This window comes from Caenispirillum salinarum AK4, from assembly GCF_000315795.1.
Classification (GTDB): Bacteria; Pseudomonadota; Alphaproteobacteria; order Rhodospirillales; family Rhodospirillaceae; genus Caenispirillum; species Caenispirillum salinarum.
In genome coordinates this window covers 45,947-60,088 of sequence record NZ_ANHY01000003.1, presented here as the reverse complement: position 1 = coordinate 60,088, position 14,142 = coordinate 45,947, and the positions used below count along the sequence as shown (strand labels likewise).

General features: G+C 70.3%; 13 protein-coding genes, 1 tRNA gene and 1 riboswitch. Of the genes, 9 read left to right on the top strand and 5 right to left on the bottom strand.

Annotated elements, in window-relative coordinates:
• The first annotated feature begins 54 nt into the window (after window positions 1-54).
• Window positions 55-158, top strand: a riboswitch (glycine riboswitch).
• Window positions 159-350: 192 nt separating this feature from the next.
• From gcvT to C882_RS01650, 8 genes are all read left to right on the top strand, one after another.
• Window positions 351-1,469 carry a glycine cleavage system aminomethyltransferase GcvT gene (gene gcvT / locus C882_RS01685; protein WP_009538793.1) on the top strand — a complete coding sequence of 373 codons (1,119 nt, stop codon included), beginning with the start codon at window positions 351-353 and terminating at the stop codon, window positions 1,467-1,469.
• 5 nt (window positions 1,470-1,474) lie between these two features.
• Complete coding sequence (gcvH, locus tag C882_RS01680) at window positions 1,475-1,849, top strand: glycine cleavage system protein GcvH (protein ID WP_043643033.1); 375 nt, start codon at window positions 1,475-1,477, stop codon at window positions 1,847-1,849.
• 264 nt (window positions 1,850-2,113) lie between these two features.
• Complete coding sequence (gene gcvPA, locus C882_RS01675; protein ID WP_009538792.1) at window positions 2,114-3,457, top strand: aminomethyl-transferring glycine dehydrogenase subunit GcvPA; 1,344 nt, start codon at window positions 2,114-2,116, stop codon at window positions 3,455-3,457.
• Window positions 3,457-5,025 carry an aminomethyl-transferring glycine dehydrogenase subunit GcvPB gene (gcvPB, locus tag C882_RS01670; protein WP_009538791.1) on the top strand — a complete coding sequence of 523 codons (1,569 nt, stop codon included), beginning with the start codon at window positions 3,457-3,459 and terminating at the stop codon, window positions 5,023-5,025. The genes gcvPA and gcvPB overlap by 1 nt, the downstream gene beginning before the upstream one ends.
• 381 nt (window positions 5,026-5,406) lie before the next feature.
• The gene (locus C882_RS01665) at window positions 5,407-6,324 is read left to right on the top strand and encodes a cytochrome-c peroxidase (protein WP_051999925.1); all 918 of its coding nucleotides are present in this window, start codon (window positions 5,407-5,409) and stop codon (window positions 6,322-6,324) included.
• On the top strand, window positions 6,321-8,975 hold the full coding sequence (locus C882_RS22790) for an EAL domain-containing protein (protein ID WP_009538789.1): 2,655 nt from the start codon (window positions 6,321-6,323) through the stop codon (window positions 8,973-8,975). The genes C882_RS01665 and C882_RS22790 overlap by 4 nt, the downstream gene beginning before the upstream one ends.
• Window positions 8,976-9,061: 86 nt before the next feature.
• A tRNA-Gln gene (locus C882_RS01655) sits at window positions 9,062-9,136 on the top strand.
• A gap of 117 nt (window positions 9,137-9,253) precedes the next feature.
• Complete coding sequence (locus C882_RS01650; RefSeq protein WP_009538788.1) at window positions 9,254-9,694, top strand: c-type cytochrome; 441 nt, start codon at window positions 9,254-9,256, stop codon at window positions 9,692-9,694.
• A gap of 24 nt (window positions 9,695-9,718) precedes the next feature.
• On the opposite strand, the gene C882_RS01645 is transcribed toward C882_RS01650, so the two are convergent.
• From C882_RS01645 to C882_RS01635, 3 genes are read right to left on the bottom strand one after another with little or no spacing between them, the layout of a single operon-like run.
• Window positions 9,719-10,282: a biotin transporter BioY gene (locus tag C882_RS01645; RefSeq protein ID WP_009538787.1), complete on the bottom strand. Its 564-nt coding sequence runs from the start codon at window positions 10,280-10,282 to the stop codon at window positions 9,719-9,721.
• Window positions 10,279-10,884 carry an energy-coupling factor transporter transmembrane component T gene (locus C882_RS01640; RefSeq protein WP_009538786.1) on the bottom strand — a complete coding sequence of 202 codons (606 nt, stop codon included), beginning with the start codon at window positions 10,882-10,884 and terminating at the stop codon, window positions 10,279-10,281. Before C882_RS01640 ends, C882_RS01645 begins: the two co-directional genes overlap by 4 nt.
• The gene (locus tag C882_RS01635) at window positions 10,872-11,639 is read right to left on the bottom strand and encodes an energy-coupling factor ABC transporter ATP-binding protein (protein WP_009538785.1); all 768 of its coding nucleotides are present in this window, start codon (window positions 11,637-11,639) and stop codon (window positions 10,872-10,874) included. Before C882_RS01635 ends, C882_RS01640 begins: the two co-directional genes overlap by 13 nt.
• A gap of 151 nt (window positions 11,640-11,790) precedes the next feature.
• Here C882_RS01635 and C882_RS01630 point away from each other — a divergent pair, with 151 nt between their 5' ends.
• On the top strand, window positions 11,791-12,693 hold the full coding sequence (locus tag C882_RS01630; RefSeq protein WP_009538784.1) for a glycoside hydrolase family protein: 903 nt from the start codon (window positions 11,791-11,793) through the stop codon (window positions 12,691-12,693).
• A 7-nt stretch (window positions 12,694-12,700) separates the two neighbouring features.
• Here the strand turns inward: C882_RS01630 and C882_RS01625 are convergent, their stop codons facing one another.
• Together C882_RS01625 and C882_RS01620 are read right to left on the bottom strand one after the other, a co-directional pair.
• Window positions 12,701-13,195: a VIT1/CCC1 transporter family protein gene (locus C882_RS01625; RefSeq protein ID WP_009538783.1), complete on the bottom strand. Its 495-nt coding sequence runs from the start codon at window positions 13,193-13,195 to the stop codon at window positions 12,701-12,703.
• Window position 13,196: 1 nt separating this feature from the next.
• Window positions 13,197-14,138 carry a 1-phosphofructokinase family hexose kinase gene (locus C882_RS01620; protein WP_009538782.1) on the bottom strand — a complete coding sequence of 314 codons (942 nt, stop codon included), beginning with the start codon at window positions 14,136-14,138 and terminating at the stop codon, window positions 13,197-13,199.
• Window positions 14,139-14,142 lie beyond the last annotated feature (4 nt).

Below are 14,142 nucleotides of genomic sequence, written 5' to 3'. Positions count from 1 at the left end.
CACAACAGCCGCCGTTGACGTATCCTGCCGATCCTCTACACTAGCGCCATCCCGATCCGCCGCGCGGGAGAGACCGGCCGCTCCGTCAGGGGATAAGCCGGCGCCGAAGGAGCAACCGCCCCCGGAAACTCTCAGGCACCAGGGACCGCGCGGGTCAGGGGGATGCTCTGGAAAGCGGGGTCGTGCGTTCCTTCCGAAGGGATGTCCGGCCCTCACCGACGAAGTAAGCCCGGCCCGGCCCCGCGCAACGCAGGCCCGTGCCCGGTGAATCTTTCAGGTCTCGGGACAGAGGGGGGCATCACCGTCGCGGCCCATCCGCCGCGGCCGATGCCCTGTCTGTCGGAGGCCGCATGTCGGAACCCAACGCCGAATCCCTGAAATCCACGCCGCTGGACGCCCTGCACCGCGAGCTGGGCGCCAAGATGGTGCCGTTCGCCGGCTACGCCATGCCGGTGCAGTATCCCATGGGCGTGCTGAAGGAACACCTGCACACGCGGCAAGCCGCCGGGCTGTTCGACGTCAGCCACATGGGCCAGTGCCGCATCCACGGCGAAAACCGGGCGGAGGCGCTGGAAGGGCTGGTCACCGGCGACATCCAGGGGCTGAAGACCGGGCGCCAGCGTTACACACTGTTTACCGACGAGAATGGCGGCATCCTTGATGACCTGATGGTCTCCAACGCCGGCGACCATCTGTATCTGGTGGTCAACGCCGCCGTGAAGGACGCCGACTTCGCCCGCATGAAGGCCCACCTGGAGCCGCGCGGGTGCCAGCTTGAAATCCTGGAGGACCGCGCGCTGATCGCCCTGCAGGGTCCGGCGGCGGCGAAGGTGATGGAGCATCTCGCACCCTCGTCCACGGCCATGACCTTCATGACCGCCGGCCCGCTGGAAGTGAACGGTGTGCCCTGCTTCGTCACGCGCTCGGGCTACACCGGCGAGGACGGGTTCGAGATTTCCGTCCCCGCCGATCAGGCCGAGCACCTGGCCCGCCACCTGCTGGAACAGGCGGACGTGGCGCCCATCGGCCTCGGTGCGCGCGATTCCCTGCGGCTGGAGGCGGGGCTGTGCCTCTACGGCTCGGACATCGACACCACCACCACGCCGGTGGAGGCCGCGCTGACCTGGGCGATCTCCAAGCGCCGGCGGGAGGAAGGCGGCTTCCCGGGCGCCGACTTCATCCTCAAGCAGCGCGAGGAGGGTCCGGCACGCAAGCGGGTGGGCATCAAGCCTGCCGGTCGGGCGCCGGCGCGGGCGCACACCGAAATTCAGGACGAGACCGGCCGCACGGTCGGCGAGATCACCTCGGGCGGCTTCGGGCCCTCGGTCAACGGGCCGGTCGCCATGGGTTACGTGGAGGCGGCGCTGGCCGAGCCCGGCACGCCGCTCCAACTCATCGTGCGGGGCAAGGCCATGCCGGCCGAGGTCGCGGCCCTGCCCTTCGTCAAGCAGAACTACTACAGGGGATAGGCTTCATGACCATGTGGTTTACCAAGGATCACGAGTGGGTCCGCGTCGAGGACGGCAACACCGCCACCGTCGGCATCACCCACTACGCCCAGGAGCAACTGGGCGACGTGGTCTTCGTGGAACTGCCGGAGGTGGGCCGCTCGCTCGCCAAGGGCGAGGAAGCCGCCGTGGTGGAGTCGGTGAAAGCCGCGAGCGAGGTCTACAGCCCCGTCGCCGGGGAGGTGGTCGCCTTCAACAAGGACCTGCCCGACGCCCCCGGCACGGTCAACACGTCGCCGGAGAACGAGGGCTGGTTCTACCAGTTGAAGCTGGACGGCGACCCGGACACCAGCGACCTGATGGACCAGGCCGCCTACGACGACTACGTGGCTTCGTTGTAAGGCCCCTGACGGGGTGCGGGAAGCTTTTAACCACCAAGGCACCAAGACACCAAGGGTCCGGGTGAACGCGGATCAGCGGTAACCGGCGGCGCGGCGGGATTGCGGCTCCGCCGCGCTTCCAGCCCTCCCGCCACCGCTGATGCACGCCCGCCGACGTCAGCACACTCTCTTGGTGTCTTTGTGTCTTGGTGGTTCTCCCCGCGCACCCCGCTAGCCACTTGAGCACACGCACGCCCGGCACACCGCGAAGGACTTGAGACCCTCATGCGATACCTTCCCCTCACCGACGATGACCGGAAGGCGATGCTCGACGCCGTCGGCGTCGCCAGTGTCGACGACCTGTTCCGCGACGTGCCGGACTCGGCCCGCGGCGGGGAGCCGACCGACCTGCCCGACCACGCCAGCGAAATGGCCGTGGAACGCACGCTCTCGGCCATGGCGCGCAAGAACGTCACGGGCCAGGATGCCGCCAGCTTCCTGGGCTGCGGCGCCTATCGCCATCACGTGCCGGCCAGCCTGGACTACATCATCCAGCGCGGCGAGTTCCTGACGGCCTACACGCCCTACCAGCCGGAAATCGCGCAGGGCACCCTGCAATACCTTTACGAGTTCCAGACGCAGGTCTCCATGATGACCGGCCTGCCGGTCGCCAACGCCTCCATGTACGACGGCGCGACGGCCTGCGCGGAAGCCTGCGCCATGGCGATCCGGGTGACCAAGCGCGACCGCGTGCTGCTGTCGGGCGGGCTGCATCCGCACTATACGGCGACGACGGAAACCTTCCTCAAGCACACCTCGGCGGAGGTCGAGGCGCTGGGCCCCAACCCGCTGGCGGTGGAGGATCTGGTGGGCCGCGTGGACAGCCGCACCGCCTGCGTCGTCGTCCAGAACCCGGACTTCTTCGGCCACCTCAAGGACCTGACCACCCTGGCGGACGCCTGCCACGAGGTCGGCGCGCTGCTGGTGGTGGCGGTGGCTGAGCCCCTGTCGCTGGGCCTTGTCAATCCGCCGGGCGAGATGGGGGCGGACATCGTGGTGGCGGAAGGGCAAAGCCTCGCCACCCCGACCAACTTCGGCGGCCCCGGCGTCGGCCTGTTCGCCACGCGCGAGAAGTTCATGCGCCAGATGCCCGGCCGCCTGTGCGGCGAGACGGTGGACGAGGACGGCCGGCGCGGTTTCGTCCTCACCCTCTCGACGCGCGAGCAGCACATTCGCCGCGAAAAGGCGACCTCCAACATCTGCACCAACTCGGGCCTCATTGCGCTGGCCTTCACGGTGCACATGACGCTCCTGGGCGAGGCCGGCTTCACCGGCCTGGCGGAGGTCAACCACGCCACCGCCGTGCGGCTGGCGGAAAAGCTGGAGCAGATCAAGGGCGTGAAGGTGATCCCGTCGGCCTTCTTCAACGAGTTCGCCGTGCGCCTGCCCAAGGACGCGACCGAGGTGGTCGATAAGCTCGCCGACAAGGGCATCCTGGCCGGCGTGCCGGCGGCGCGCTTCTGGCCGGAATACGAGGAACTGGCCGACGTGATGATGGTCGCCGCCACCGAACTGAACGACGAGGCCGCCATCGACGCCTATGTCGCCGCGCTGAAGGAGGTGCTGTGATGCCCGAAGGCATGAACCCCATGGACGCCATGCAGGGCGCCAACAGCCCGACCGTCACCGGCAACAAGGGCCTCCAGGTCGAGGAACCGCTCATCTTCGAGATGGACAGCCCCGGCAAGTCCGCCGTCGACCTGCCACCCGCGCCGGAAACCGCCGGCGGCGACCGCCTGGGCGGGCTCAAGCGCAAGGGCCGCGTCGGCCTGCCCGGCCTGTCGGAGCCCGAGGTGGTGCGTCACTACACCCGCCTGTCGCAGAAGAACTACGGCATCGACACCGGCTTCTTCCCGCTGGGTTCGTGCACCATGAAGCACAACCCGCGCCTGAACGAAAAGCTGGCCCGGCTGTCCGGCTTCTCCGACGTCCATCCCTTCCAGCCGACCAAGACGGTGCAAGGGGCGCTGGAGCTGATCGACACGCTGGCCGACTGGCTCAAGCGCATGACCGGCATGCCCGCCGTCGCCATGAGCCCCGCCGCCGGCGCCCATGGCGAGCTGGCCGGCATGCTGGCGATCCGCGCCGCCCTGGAAGCGCGTGGCGATGCCCGTTCCATCGTGCTGGTGCCGGAAAGCGCGCACGGCACCAACCCGGCCACGGCGGCGGCCGTCGGCTACAAGGTGCGCTCCATCCCCGCCAACGACGCCGGCCGGGTGGACGTGGACGCCCTGAAGGACGCGCTCGGCCCCGACGTGGCCGCCTTCATGATCACCAACCCCAACACCTGCGGCCTGTTCGAGCGCGACATGGTGGAGATCAGCGCGGCCTGTCATGAGGCCGGCGCGCTGGTCTACATGGATGGCGCCAACTACAACGCCATCATGGGGCGGGTGAAGATCGCCGACCTGGGCGTCGACGCCATGCACATCAACCTGCACAAGACCTTCTCCACCCCGCATGGCGGCGGTGGTCCGGGCTCCGGCCCGACGGTGCTCTCCGATGCTCTGGCCCCCTTCGCCCCCCTGCCCTTCGTGGTCAAGCAGGACAGCGGCTGGCACTTGGTGGAGCATGAGGCCGACCCCGCCTGCAAGGGCGCCGGCAAGACGCCCTTCGGCCGCATGAAGGGCTACCACGGCCAGTTCGGCGTCTTCGTCCGCGCGCTCTCCTACATGATGAGCATGGGCGGCGACGGCCTGCGGCAGGCGTCCGACGACGCGGTGCTGAACGCCAACTACCTGATGGCAAAGCTGTCGGACGTCCTCACGCCGTCGTTCGAGGGGCCGACCATGCACGAGGCCCTGTTCGACGACCGCTTCCTGAAGGACACCGGCGTCTCGACGCTGGACTTCTCCAAGGCGCTCATCGACGAGGGCTTCCACCCCATGACCATGTACTTCCCGCTGGTCGTGCACGGGGCGCTGCTGATGGAGCCGACGGAGACGGAAAGCCGTCAGACGCTGGACGTGTTCATCACCGCCGTCCGGGCGCTGGCGGAAAAGGCGCGGTCGGGCCAGGCGAAGGAATACTTCGCCGCCGCGCCGCACCTGACGCCGCGCCGCCGCCTGGACGAAACCCGCGCCGCCCGCAAGCCGGTGCTGCGCTGGACAGCGCCGGAGGCGACGGCGGACGCCTGACTACCGTTGCGGGTTTTTCCGCCCCTCTCTGCACGGGCCGCCGGAAAGTTCTCCGGCGGCCCTTTTTCCCTGCCTCGCCACCCACTGTTCGAGGAATGTTACACTCCGGTTGCATAGGAAGCGCACCGTATAGCCGTTCGATGTAACGACTAGCCCTTTTTCATTGCCATGCGCCGCGTTCCCCGGCACCATGCCAACAACAAAACACAGCAACCAACTGGGGCAAAACGGGGCATGATCGCGGGGGACCGGGCAGCGGCGCGCAAGACGCCGGGCAGGGCCGCGCGGAGGGGGACACGAGGCCGCCGCGCGCGCGGCCGCAGCGTCATCCTTGCGGCCGCCCTTTACGTTGTCGGCGCGGCCGCGCCGGCAGCGGCGGACATGGCGCCGTCCAGCCTTCCCGTCAGCGGCGGCGAACCGCTGGTTCCCGTGCCGGCCGCGGCACCGGCGGACCCCGGACTGGTCGCCCTGGGCCGGGCGCTGTTCTTCGACACGCGCCTTTCGGCCGACGGTACTGCCTCGTGCGCGACCTGCCATGACCCGCGCCTGGGCGGCAGCGACGGCCGGCCGGTCGCCGTGGGTACGGACGGCGTGCCGCGCCTGTTCAACACCCCCACCCTGTTCAACGCCGGTTTCGCCGCCCGCTTCGGCTGGCGCGGCGACCAGTCCACGCTGGAGGATGCGGTGGCAGACGCCGTTCCCGCCGAACTGGGCGGCGAATGGTCGGCGGTGATCGACCGCCTCTCAGCCGACGCGGACATGGCGGCCGCCTTCCCCGGCGGCGTCAGCAAGCGCGGCATGGAGCGCGCGCTGGCCGCCTACGTGCGGGCCCTGACGACGCCCGACGCCCCCTTCGACCGGTGGCTGGCCGGCGAGTCCGAAGCGCTGACCGACAGCCAGAAGCGCGGCTACGCCCTGTTCAAGGCCTACGGCTGCGCCGGCTGTCACCAGGGCCGCGCGGCGGGCGGGACCATGTTCCAGCCCATCGGGCTGTTCAAGCCGTTCTTCCCCCGCCACGGCACCAACCCGCGGGCCGACCTTGGCCGCTATGCCGTGACGGGGCGCGAGGCCGACCGCCACAGCTTCAAGGTCCCCACCCTGCGCAACGTGGCGCAGACGGCGCCCTACCTGCACGACGGGTCGGTGGCGACGTTGTCGGGCGTCGTCCGCGTGATGGCCTACTACCAGGTCGGCCGCAGCCCGACGGATCGCGAGGTGGCGGACATCGTCGCCTTCCTCGAAAGCCTGACGGCGCCCGTGCCGCCGCTGGCGCTGCCGCCCGGAGAGGCGCCCTCATGACCCGGGAACGGCTGGCCGCACAGATCATCGGCGCGCTGCTGGTGGCGGCGCTGACCTTCTTTTTCATGCAAAGCCGTGTCGACCACGCGCTGCCGCGCCAGGTTGCGGCCGAGGTCCAGGCCCTGACGCAACGCGACGCCATGCTCAACCGCGACCTGGTCCTGGCGCGCTACGGCCACCTGCCGCACGTCGACCCGCTGGTGGAGCACATGCACGACCTGCGCGCCCATGCGGAGCTTCTGGGCGGCCTGGCGCTCGACCTGCCGCCGGGGCCGCGGCTCAGGGCACAGACCGCCATCGCCGACCTGGAGGCGCACGTCGCCGAAAAGGCGGCGCACCTGGAACTGTTCAAGTCCGACAACGCGGTGCTGCACAGTTCCACCGCCTTCTTCCCCAGGGCCGTGCAGGACGTGCTGACGGAACTGGACAACAGCGTGCTGTCGGTGCGGCGCCGGCTGGAGGCCGAGCGCGCCGCCGGCACCCTCCTGCGCGCCGTGCTGCGCAACACCCGTCCCGGCGGCACCAGCCTGGCCGATGCGTCGGCCGCGGCGGCCGACCAGCTGCGGGCGGCCACCGCGGACGGCAGCCAGCTTTTGCGGGACGCGGTGGAGCGGCTGACGGCGCACCTGGACCTGATCGCCCACGCGCAGGCGACGCTCGACCAGCACCTGGAAGCCGCGACCGCCACGCCGGTATCCCACGCCGCCCGCACGGTCGACACGGTGACGGCCGCCGCCTTCGCATCGGAAACCAGCCGCGCCGGACTGTTCCGGGCACTGCTGTTCGGAACGGCGGTCCTTCTGGTCGCCTACCTGGCGGTCATCATGGCGCGGCTGCGGGTCAAGGCGCAGGCGCTCAAGCGGGCCATCGTGGAACTGCGGCAGGAGATGGTCAGCCGCGCCCGGGCGGAAGACCAGCTCAAGGTCACGGAAAAGGTCTTCGAGAACGCCGTGGAAGGCGTTCTGGTGTGCGATGCCGCGGGGCTGGTGGTGTCGGTCAACCCGGCGTTCACCGCCATCACGGGCGTCGAGCCGGGCGCCGCCCTGGGGCTGCATTGGGGCGAACTCACCCGCGACAGCCGGGCCGACACCGACTTCCCCTCCATCGCCCGCATCGCCCGCGAGGCCGGCCAGTGGCAGGGCGAGGTCTGGAATACCCGCCCCGACGGCCGCGACTATGCCCTGATGATGACGGTCACCGCCATTCACGACTGGGAAGGGCGGCCCCGGAACTTCGTCGCCGTCTTCCACGACGTCACCGATGCCAAGGCCAGCGCCGAGGAACTGCACTTCCGCACCTACCACGACCCGCTCACGGGCTTGGCGAACCGCGCCATGGTCAAGAACCGCCTGGGGCTCGCCTGCCAGCTGCGCGGGGCCGAGGAAAAAGTGGCGCTGGCGCTGCTGGACCTGGACAACTTCCGCACCATCAACGACAGCCTGGGCCACACCGTCGGCGACGCCCTGTTGAAAGAGGTCGGCGCCCGCCTGGCGGACGTGGTGGACGTGGAGGCGCACACAATCGGCCGCCTGGGCGGCGACGAGTACGCGCTGGTGCTGCGCGGCCTGACCGACGTGCGCGAGTGCGTAGGCGTGCTGCGTCAGGTGTTCCAGACGCTGGCGCAACCGCTGGACATCCAGGGCCACGAACTGTTCACCACCGCCTCGGTCGGTCTGGCGATCCATCCCGGCGACGGCCACGATGCCGAGACGCTGTTCAAGAACGCCGACGTGGCCCTCAACCGCGCCAAGGAGGAAGGGCGCAACAACTTCCAGTTCTACACGCAGGACATGGAGGCCGGCGTGTTCCGCCGCCTGACCATGGAGGCCAACCTTCGCCGCGCGCTCAAGCGCGACGAGTTCCTGCTGGTCTACCAGCCCAAGATCTGCACGCGCACCGGCCGCATCGTGGGTCTCGAGGCGCTGGTGCGCTGGGCACCGCCGGGAAAGCCGCTGGTCTCGCCGGCGGAGTTCATTCCGGTGGCCGAGCAGACGGGCCTTATCGTTCCCCTGGGCCGCTGGATCCTGCGCGAAGCCTGCGCCTTCGCCCAGGAATGCCGGGCGGCGGGGCGGCCCGACCTGACGGTGGCGGTGAATCTCTCGGCCCGCCAGTTCCACGAGCGCGCCCTTCTGGCGGACGTCGCCGCCGCCTTGACAGAAAGCGGCCTGCCGCCGGCCAACCTGGAACTGGAGATCACCGAGAGCATGGTGATGTCGGAAGCCGAGGAAGCCATCGAAACCTTGCGTCGCCTCAAGGCCATGGGCCTGAGCATTTCCGTGGACGATTTCGGCACGGGCTACTCGTCGCTCAGCTATCTGAAGCGGTTCCCGCTGGACGCGCTGAAGATCGACCAGGGATTCGTGCGCGACCTGACCACGGATGCCGAAGACCGGTCCATCGTCGCCGCCATCATCTCTCTGGCGCGCTCCCTCGGGCTGCAAGTGGTGGCCGAGGGGGTGGAGACGGCCGACCACCTGGACCACCTAGCCGCCGGCGGCTGCGACCTGGTGCAGGGCTACCTGATCAGCCGCCCCCTGCCGCAGGACGAGGCGCAGGCCTTCCTCCGCCACCACGCGGATGGCTGGGACCCCGCGGCCTCCCTGGGCGTCGGACCGGGCGGGTCCAGGCGGGACGCGGCGGCCCTGGCCTGAGGTGGACGCGACCTGCGAGAGCGGGGTTGCGATCGCCCGCGTCTTCGGCTAGGTTGCCCGTCCTGTCGCGGCGAGCACCGCGCTGCTGGGGCGTAGCCAAGTGGTAAGGCAACGGTTTTTGGTACCGTGTACCGTAGGTTCGAATCCTACCGCCCCAGCCATCCCTCTTCCGACATGCACCATGAGATACACCGCGTTCGCCTGATCCAGGTTAACGCGCCGCTGGTCCGTGGCGGCAACCATCGAGGCGGATGGTTTGTCTGTCACGGAGGAATCCCATGCGCGCGATCCTCGCGGTCCTGCTGGCGTCGGCCACGGTCGTCGGTGCCGGTGCTCCGGTCCGGGCGGCGGATGCTGCCGGCGGCGATCAGGGCGCCCTCGGCAAGCGGGTCTACGGAACCCACTGCGCCGTCTGCCACGGCACCGACGGCACGGGCACCGGCCCCTATGCCGAGTTGCTGACCACCGCCCTGCCGGACCTCACAAGGCTGTCGGCCCGCAACGATGGCGTCTTCCCGCACGAAAGGATCCGCCAGGTCATCGACGGGCGGGCCGACGTCGGCGCCCACGGCTCGCGCGACATGCCCATCTGGGGCGAGGCGTTCAGCCGGGCCGCCATTGACCACTACCAGGACTACTACACCCGCGCCCAGGCCGAAGCCTTCGTCAACGGACGCATCCTGGCGGTGATGGACTACCTGCAGACTCTGCAGCAGTAGGAGCGCACCGCCCGGACGCGCGAATCAGGCATCCACGGCCGTGGCGCGCCGGACTTCCCGGTTGACGTAGGCGGCGATGATCGCCTTGAGGATGTCGCCGGGGATGAACACCGCCACCACGGCCGCCGCCTGGGTCAGCGTCATGCCGGTCACCAGCGCCAGCCCCGGCACGCCGAAGGCATAGAGCACCACCATCCCCCCGGTCAGCGAGGCCAGGATGCCGGCCAGCATCGGCTTCATGCGCCCGCTCAGGGCGCGCCAGACCTGTCCGATGACGATGGTCGCGATGGGGAAGCCGACCAGAAAACCGGCCGTCGGGCCGACGAAAACGCCCAGGCCGCCGCGCCCGCCGGCCAGCAGGGGCGCGCCCAGGGCCACCACCGCCATGAAGACCAGCACGGCGGCGGCCCCGCGCCACGGTCCCAGGATCAAGCCGGCCAGCATCAGGCCAAGCGTCTGGGCGGTGATGGGCACGCCGCCGGCAAACGGCAGCATGACCTGCGGCACCAACCCCAGCGCCGCGATCAGGGCGGCGAACAGGGCGATGCGGGCGACGGTCGACGGAAGGGAAGAGGATGCGGCACTCACGGTCTTTTCTCCAGGAAGGCGCCGCGGGCGGCCAGGGCCTCGGCGGCGCGGTCGGCATCGTTCAGCACGCCGACGACGAAGGGCACCAGCAGGCGCCAGCTAGGGCGGCGGGCGGAGCGGGCGGTCCAGGCGTCGCGCAGCGTGCGCCAGCGCAGGGACAGAAGCGGCACGAAGCGCAATGTCATGCCGATGGCGACGCTGACGGGACGGGTCGGCAGCCCCATCCACCGCAGCGGCGCCAGCAGCCGGTCGAGCACCTCCAGCATCTCGCCGAAGGGGGTCGTGGCGGTCACCACCCCGGCCAGCGTGACCAGGGCGCCGATGCGCAGCACGATCGCCAGCCCCAGGTGCCAGTCCCCCAGCACGGCATGCGCTGCGAAGGACAAGACCAGCACCAGCGCCAGCGGCCGCAGGTCGGTCACCGCCGCCAGCGCGCCCGCCGCCCAGGCCAGCGCCAGCACGGCGGCGAACGCACCGGCCAGGACCAGCGGATCGGCAGACAGGAACAGCGCGGCACTGGAAGCCGCCAGGGCCAGCAGCTTCCAGCCCGCCGGCACGCGGTTGAGCGGCAGGATGCCGCCGCGCGCGGTCACGCCACCCATGCCGCGCCCTCCTGATCGGTGGGCAGATCGTCGTCGCCCGGCACCAGGGCATGCATGGCGCGGGTGAAGGCGGGCAGCACCTCAGACGGCGCGCCGTCGGCGGCCAGGCGGCCGTCCTCCAGCCAAAGCGCCCGGTCGAAGCCGTCCAGGCTTTCCGGTTCGTGGCTGATGAGCAGCACGCGCTGCGGCAGCCGCGCGATGAAGCGCTGCAGGCGCAGGCGCGTCGGAATGTCCAGGCCCGCATAGGGCTCGTCCAGCACCAGCAGGCGCGGCTCGCTGACCAGCACCGCCAGCAGGCACACCAGCCGCCGCTGGCCCTCCGACAGCGCCACCACCGGACGCTCGGCCCAATCGGCGATGCCGTGGGCGTCCAGGATCGAGCGGGCGGCGGCGGCGGCCTCGGCGCGGGCCGTGCCCAGCTCCACGGGCCCGAAGGCGATCTCCTCGGCCACTGTGGGGCAGAGGATCTGGTGGTCGGAATTCTGGAACAGGAATCCGACGTCGGCGATGGAGCGGCGGTCGCGGCGGGCAGGATCGCGGCCGAAGACCCGCACGGTTCCACTGTCGGGGCGCAGCAGCCCCTTCACCAGCCGCGCCAGCGTCGACTTGCCCGACCCGTTGCGGCCGACCACCGCCACGCGGGGTTCCGCCAAGCGCAACGAGACGCCGTCCAGCGCCATGCGGCCGCCGCGCCGGAGGCGCACGTTCTCCAGCACCACGGCGTCCTCGGCGATATGATCATCAATGGTGGTCACGGGCCGGTCCTGGTCATTTTCCCGATGTTTACCAGAACAGCGGCGCCACCGCACACCCCGGCGTCATGGCCCGATGCGTTTCACGGGGAAACCCGGGCAGCACCAAGCCGTTGCCCCTGAAGACCTTCACGCCGGACAAGGAGCGACCGACATGCCGCTGCGCGACGTGCCCTTCGTCCTCGACCGACTGGACTGGATGCGTACCGAGGGCATCTGGCCCAACGGCCTGCGCTATCTGTGGACGGACGCCTTCGGCGTGGTCCTGCTGGTTTCCCTGTACGAGGAAACCGGCGACCGCCGCTGGATCGACGAGGCCGAGGCCCTGGTGGCCGAGGTCGACCGGGTGCTGGGCCGGCGTCGCGGCTACCGCATCGGCGAGGCGCCCGACCGCGACGGCCAGTACTTCCACTATCTCGCCATGTGGATGTTCGCCATGGCCCGGCTGGGCGCGGTGATCCCCGAGTACCGCGAGAAGGGCGTCGCCATCGCCAAGGCCGTCCACAAGCCCTTCGTCATCCCCGGCACGGGCGTGGTCTGGAAAATGGAGGAGGACCTCCGCCGCCCCTACCCCGGCTACGGCCTGGGGGCGCTGGATGCCTTCGACGGCTATGTCAGCTACCGCCTTCTGGACGAGACCGCACTGTCCGACGAGATCACCGAGATGCGCGGGCTGATGGACCAAGCCTGGCCCGACCTGCACATCACCCAGGACCTGGGCATCGGCATGATGCTGTGGATGGCCGGCTTTTTCCCGCGCGAGGACTGGGCCAAGACCCAGGTGCCACGATGCCTGTCGACGCTGGACGAAATGTGGGTGGACCCGCCGGGCTATTTCTGCCGCCAGCCGGAGGCACGGGAGGTCAGGTTCGCCTTCACCAACTACGGCGTGACGCTGGGCCTTCAGGCGCAGGACACCTGGCCCGACCGGGTGGAGCGGACGCACACGCTGTTCGACGCCTACCGCTCCGGCGACCACTATGACCGCGAGGCCATCACCCATGTCATGGCCTGCGTCTCACACCTGCCCGGCGTCATGCTGCCGCGCGGGAGCTGAGACTGGGTCAGGCATACTGGGCGGTGAAGCGGCCGAGCCAGTAGGCGATGAGCACGGCCGCGCCGCCCACCGTCAGCATTTCCAGCCCGCTGCGCAGCCAGTTGGCGCCGGTCACGATGGTGCGCAGCGCACCGACGATGAACAGAGCGGCCGCCGTCATACCCGCCGTCCACCAGAACAGCGACGGCGCCCCGCTCGCGACAAGATAGGGAACCAACGGCAGGGAGCCGGCCGCGATGAAGGCCAGGAACGTCATCAGCCCCGAGAATGCCGCCGATCGCCGGCTTTCCTGGCGGTCCTGCGCCTGCTGCTGCGAACGGCTGGCGAGGTAGTCGCTGGTCGCCATGGAAAAGCCGTCGGCGGCCAGCGAGGCAATCCCGATGATGAGGATCACGCGCGACTCAAGCCCGGCGCCCACCACGCTTGCCACCACAGCGAAGGTCGTGACGATGCCGTCGTTGGCGCCGTAGACCAGATCGGCGATCACCTCACGTCCGCGCATGTCAGACCTCCCAGCCGGTCACGTCCGCCGTCAGCCGCTCGATGTCCTCCGCCCGCGCCAGCCCGGTGCCGGTGGTGGTGACGGCCGCCGCCGCCGCGGCCACGCCGGCACGGGCGGCATCCTCCACCGCCTTGCCGGCGGCGAGCGCCGTCACCAGCGCCGCGACGAAGCTGTCGCCGGCACCGACTGCGCTGACCTGCTTCACCTCCGGCGGGCGCAGGCGGGTCGCGGCATCGGCGGTGACCGCCAGCGCCCCCTCGGCGCCGAGCGTCGCGATGACCACCTGCGCCGCGCCGCGATCGACCAGGCGCCGCGCATAGGCGGCCAGGGCGGCATCGTCGGGCAGATCCTCGCCCGCCAGGTCCTGGGTTTCGTGACGGTCGGGCTTGACCAGCCAGACGCCGGCCTCCAGCCCCGCCTCAAGCGCCGGACCCGACGTGTCGAGGATCAGCCGCGCCCCGCGGTCGCGCACCGTCTCCGCGATGCGGCCGATGAAATCCGGGCTCAGGCCCGGCGGCAGGCTGCCCGACAGGACCACCCAGTCGACCCCTTCCATGCAGCCGTCGATGGAGCGCAGGATGGCGTCAGCCTGCGCAGCGTCGATCTCCGGCCCCGGCGGCACGAAGCGGTATTGCGCGTCATCCTCGCCGGTCACCCGCACCTTGAAGGACAGGCGCGTCGCCCCCTCGGTCTCGCAGCGGACCAGCCGGACGCCCTCGCCCTCCAGCAGGTCGGCCAGCATCTGCCCGGTCGGGCCGCCGAGCAGCGCCCAGGCAGTGACGTCCGCCCCCAGCCGGGTCGCCACCCGCGCCACGTTGATGCCGCCGCCGCCGGGATCCATGCCCGGCGCATCCGTCCGCAGCTTGCGGTCGGGCTCAAGCCGGTCCACCGACGTATTGACGTCCAGGGCCGGGTTCAGGGTTACGGTCAGGATGCCGCCCACGACC

Excerpts from the sequence above, each read along its gene's own strand:
- gcvT (WP_009538793.1), top strand. The coding sequence starts at position 351 with ATGTCGGAACCCAACGCCGAATCCCTGAAATCCACGCCGCTGGACGCC.
- gcvH (WP_043643033.1), top strand. The coding sequence starts at position 1,475 with ATGACCATGTGGTTTACCAAGGATCACGAGTGGGTCCGCGTCGAGGAC.
- gcvPA (WP_009538792.1), top strand. The coding sequence starts at position 2,114 with ATGCGATACCTTCCCCTCACCGACGATGACCGGAAGGCGATGCTCGAC.
- gcvPB (WP_009538791.1), top strand. The coding sequence starts at position 3,457 with ATGCCCGAAGGCATGAACCCCATGGACGCCATGCAGGGCGCCAACAGC.
- C882_RS01665 (WP_051999925.1), top strand. The coding sequence starts at position 5,407 with ATGGCGCCGTCCAGCCTTCCCGTCAGCGGCGGCGAACCGCTGGTTCCC.
- C882_RS22790 (WP_009538789.1), top strand. The coding sequence starts at position 6,321 with ATGACCCGGGAACGGCTGGCCGCACAGATCATCGGCGCGCTGCTGGTG.
- C882_RS01650 (WP_009538788.1), top strand. The coding sequence starts at position 9,254 with ATGCGCGCGATCCTCGCGGTCCTGCTGGCGTCGGCCACGGTCGTCGGT.
- C882_RS01640 (WP_009538786.1), bottom strand. The coding sequence starts at position 10,884 with ATGGGTGGCGTGACCGCGCGCGGCGGCATCCTGCCGCTCAACCGCGTG.
- C882_RS01630 (WP_009538784.1), top strand. The coding sequence starts at position 11,791 with ATGCCGCTGCGCGACGTGCCCTTCGTCCTCGACCGACTGGACTGGATG.
- C882_RS01625 (WP_009538783.1), bottom strand. The coding sequence starts at position 13,195 with ATGCGCGGACGTGAGGTGATCGCCGATCTGGTCTACGGCGCCAACGAC.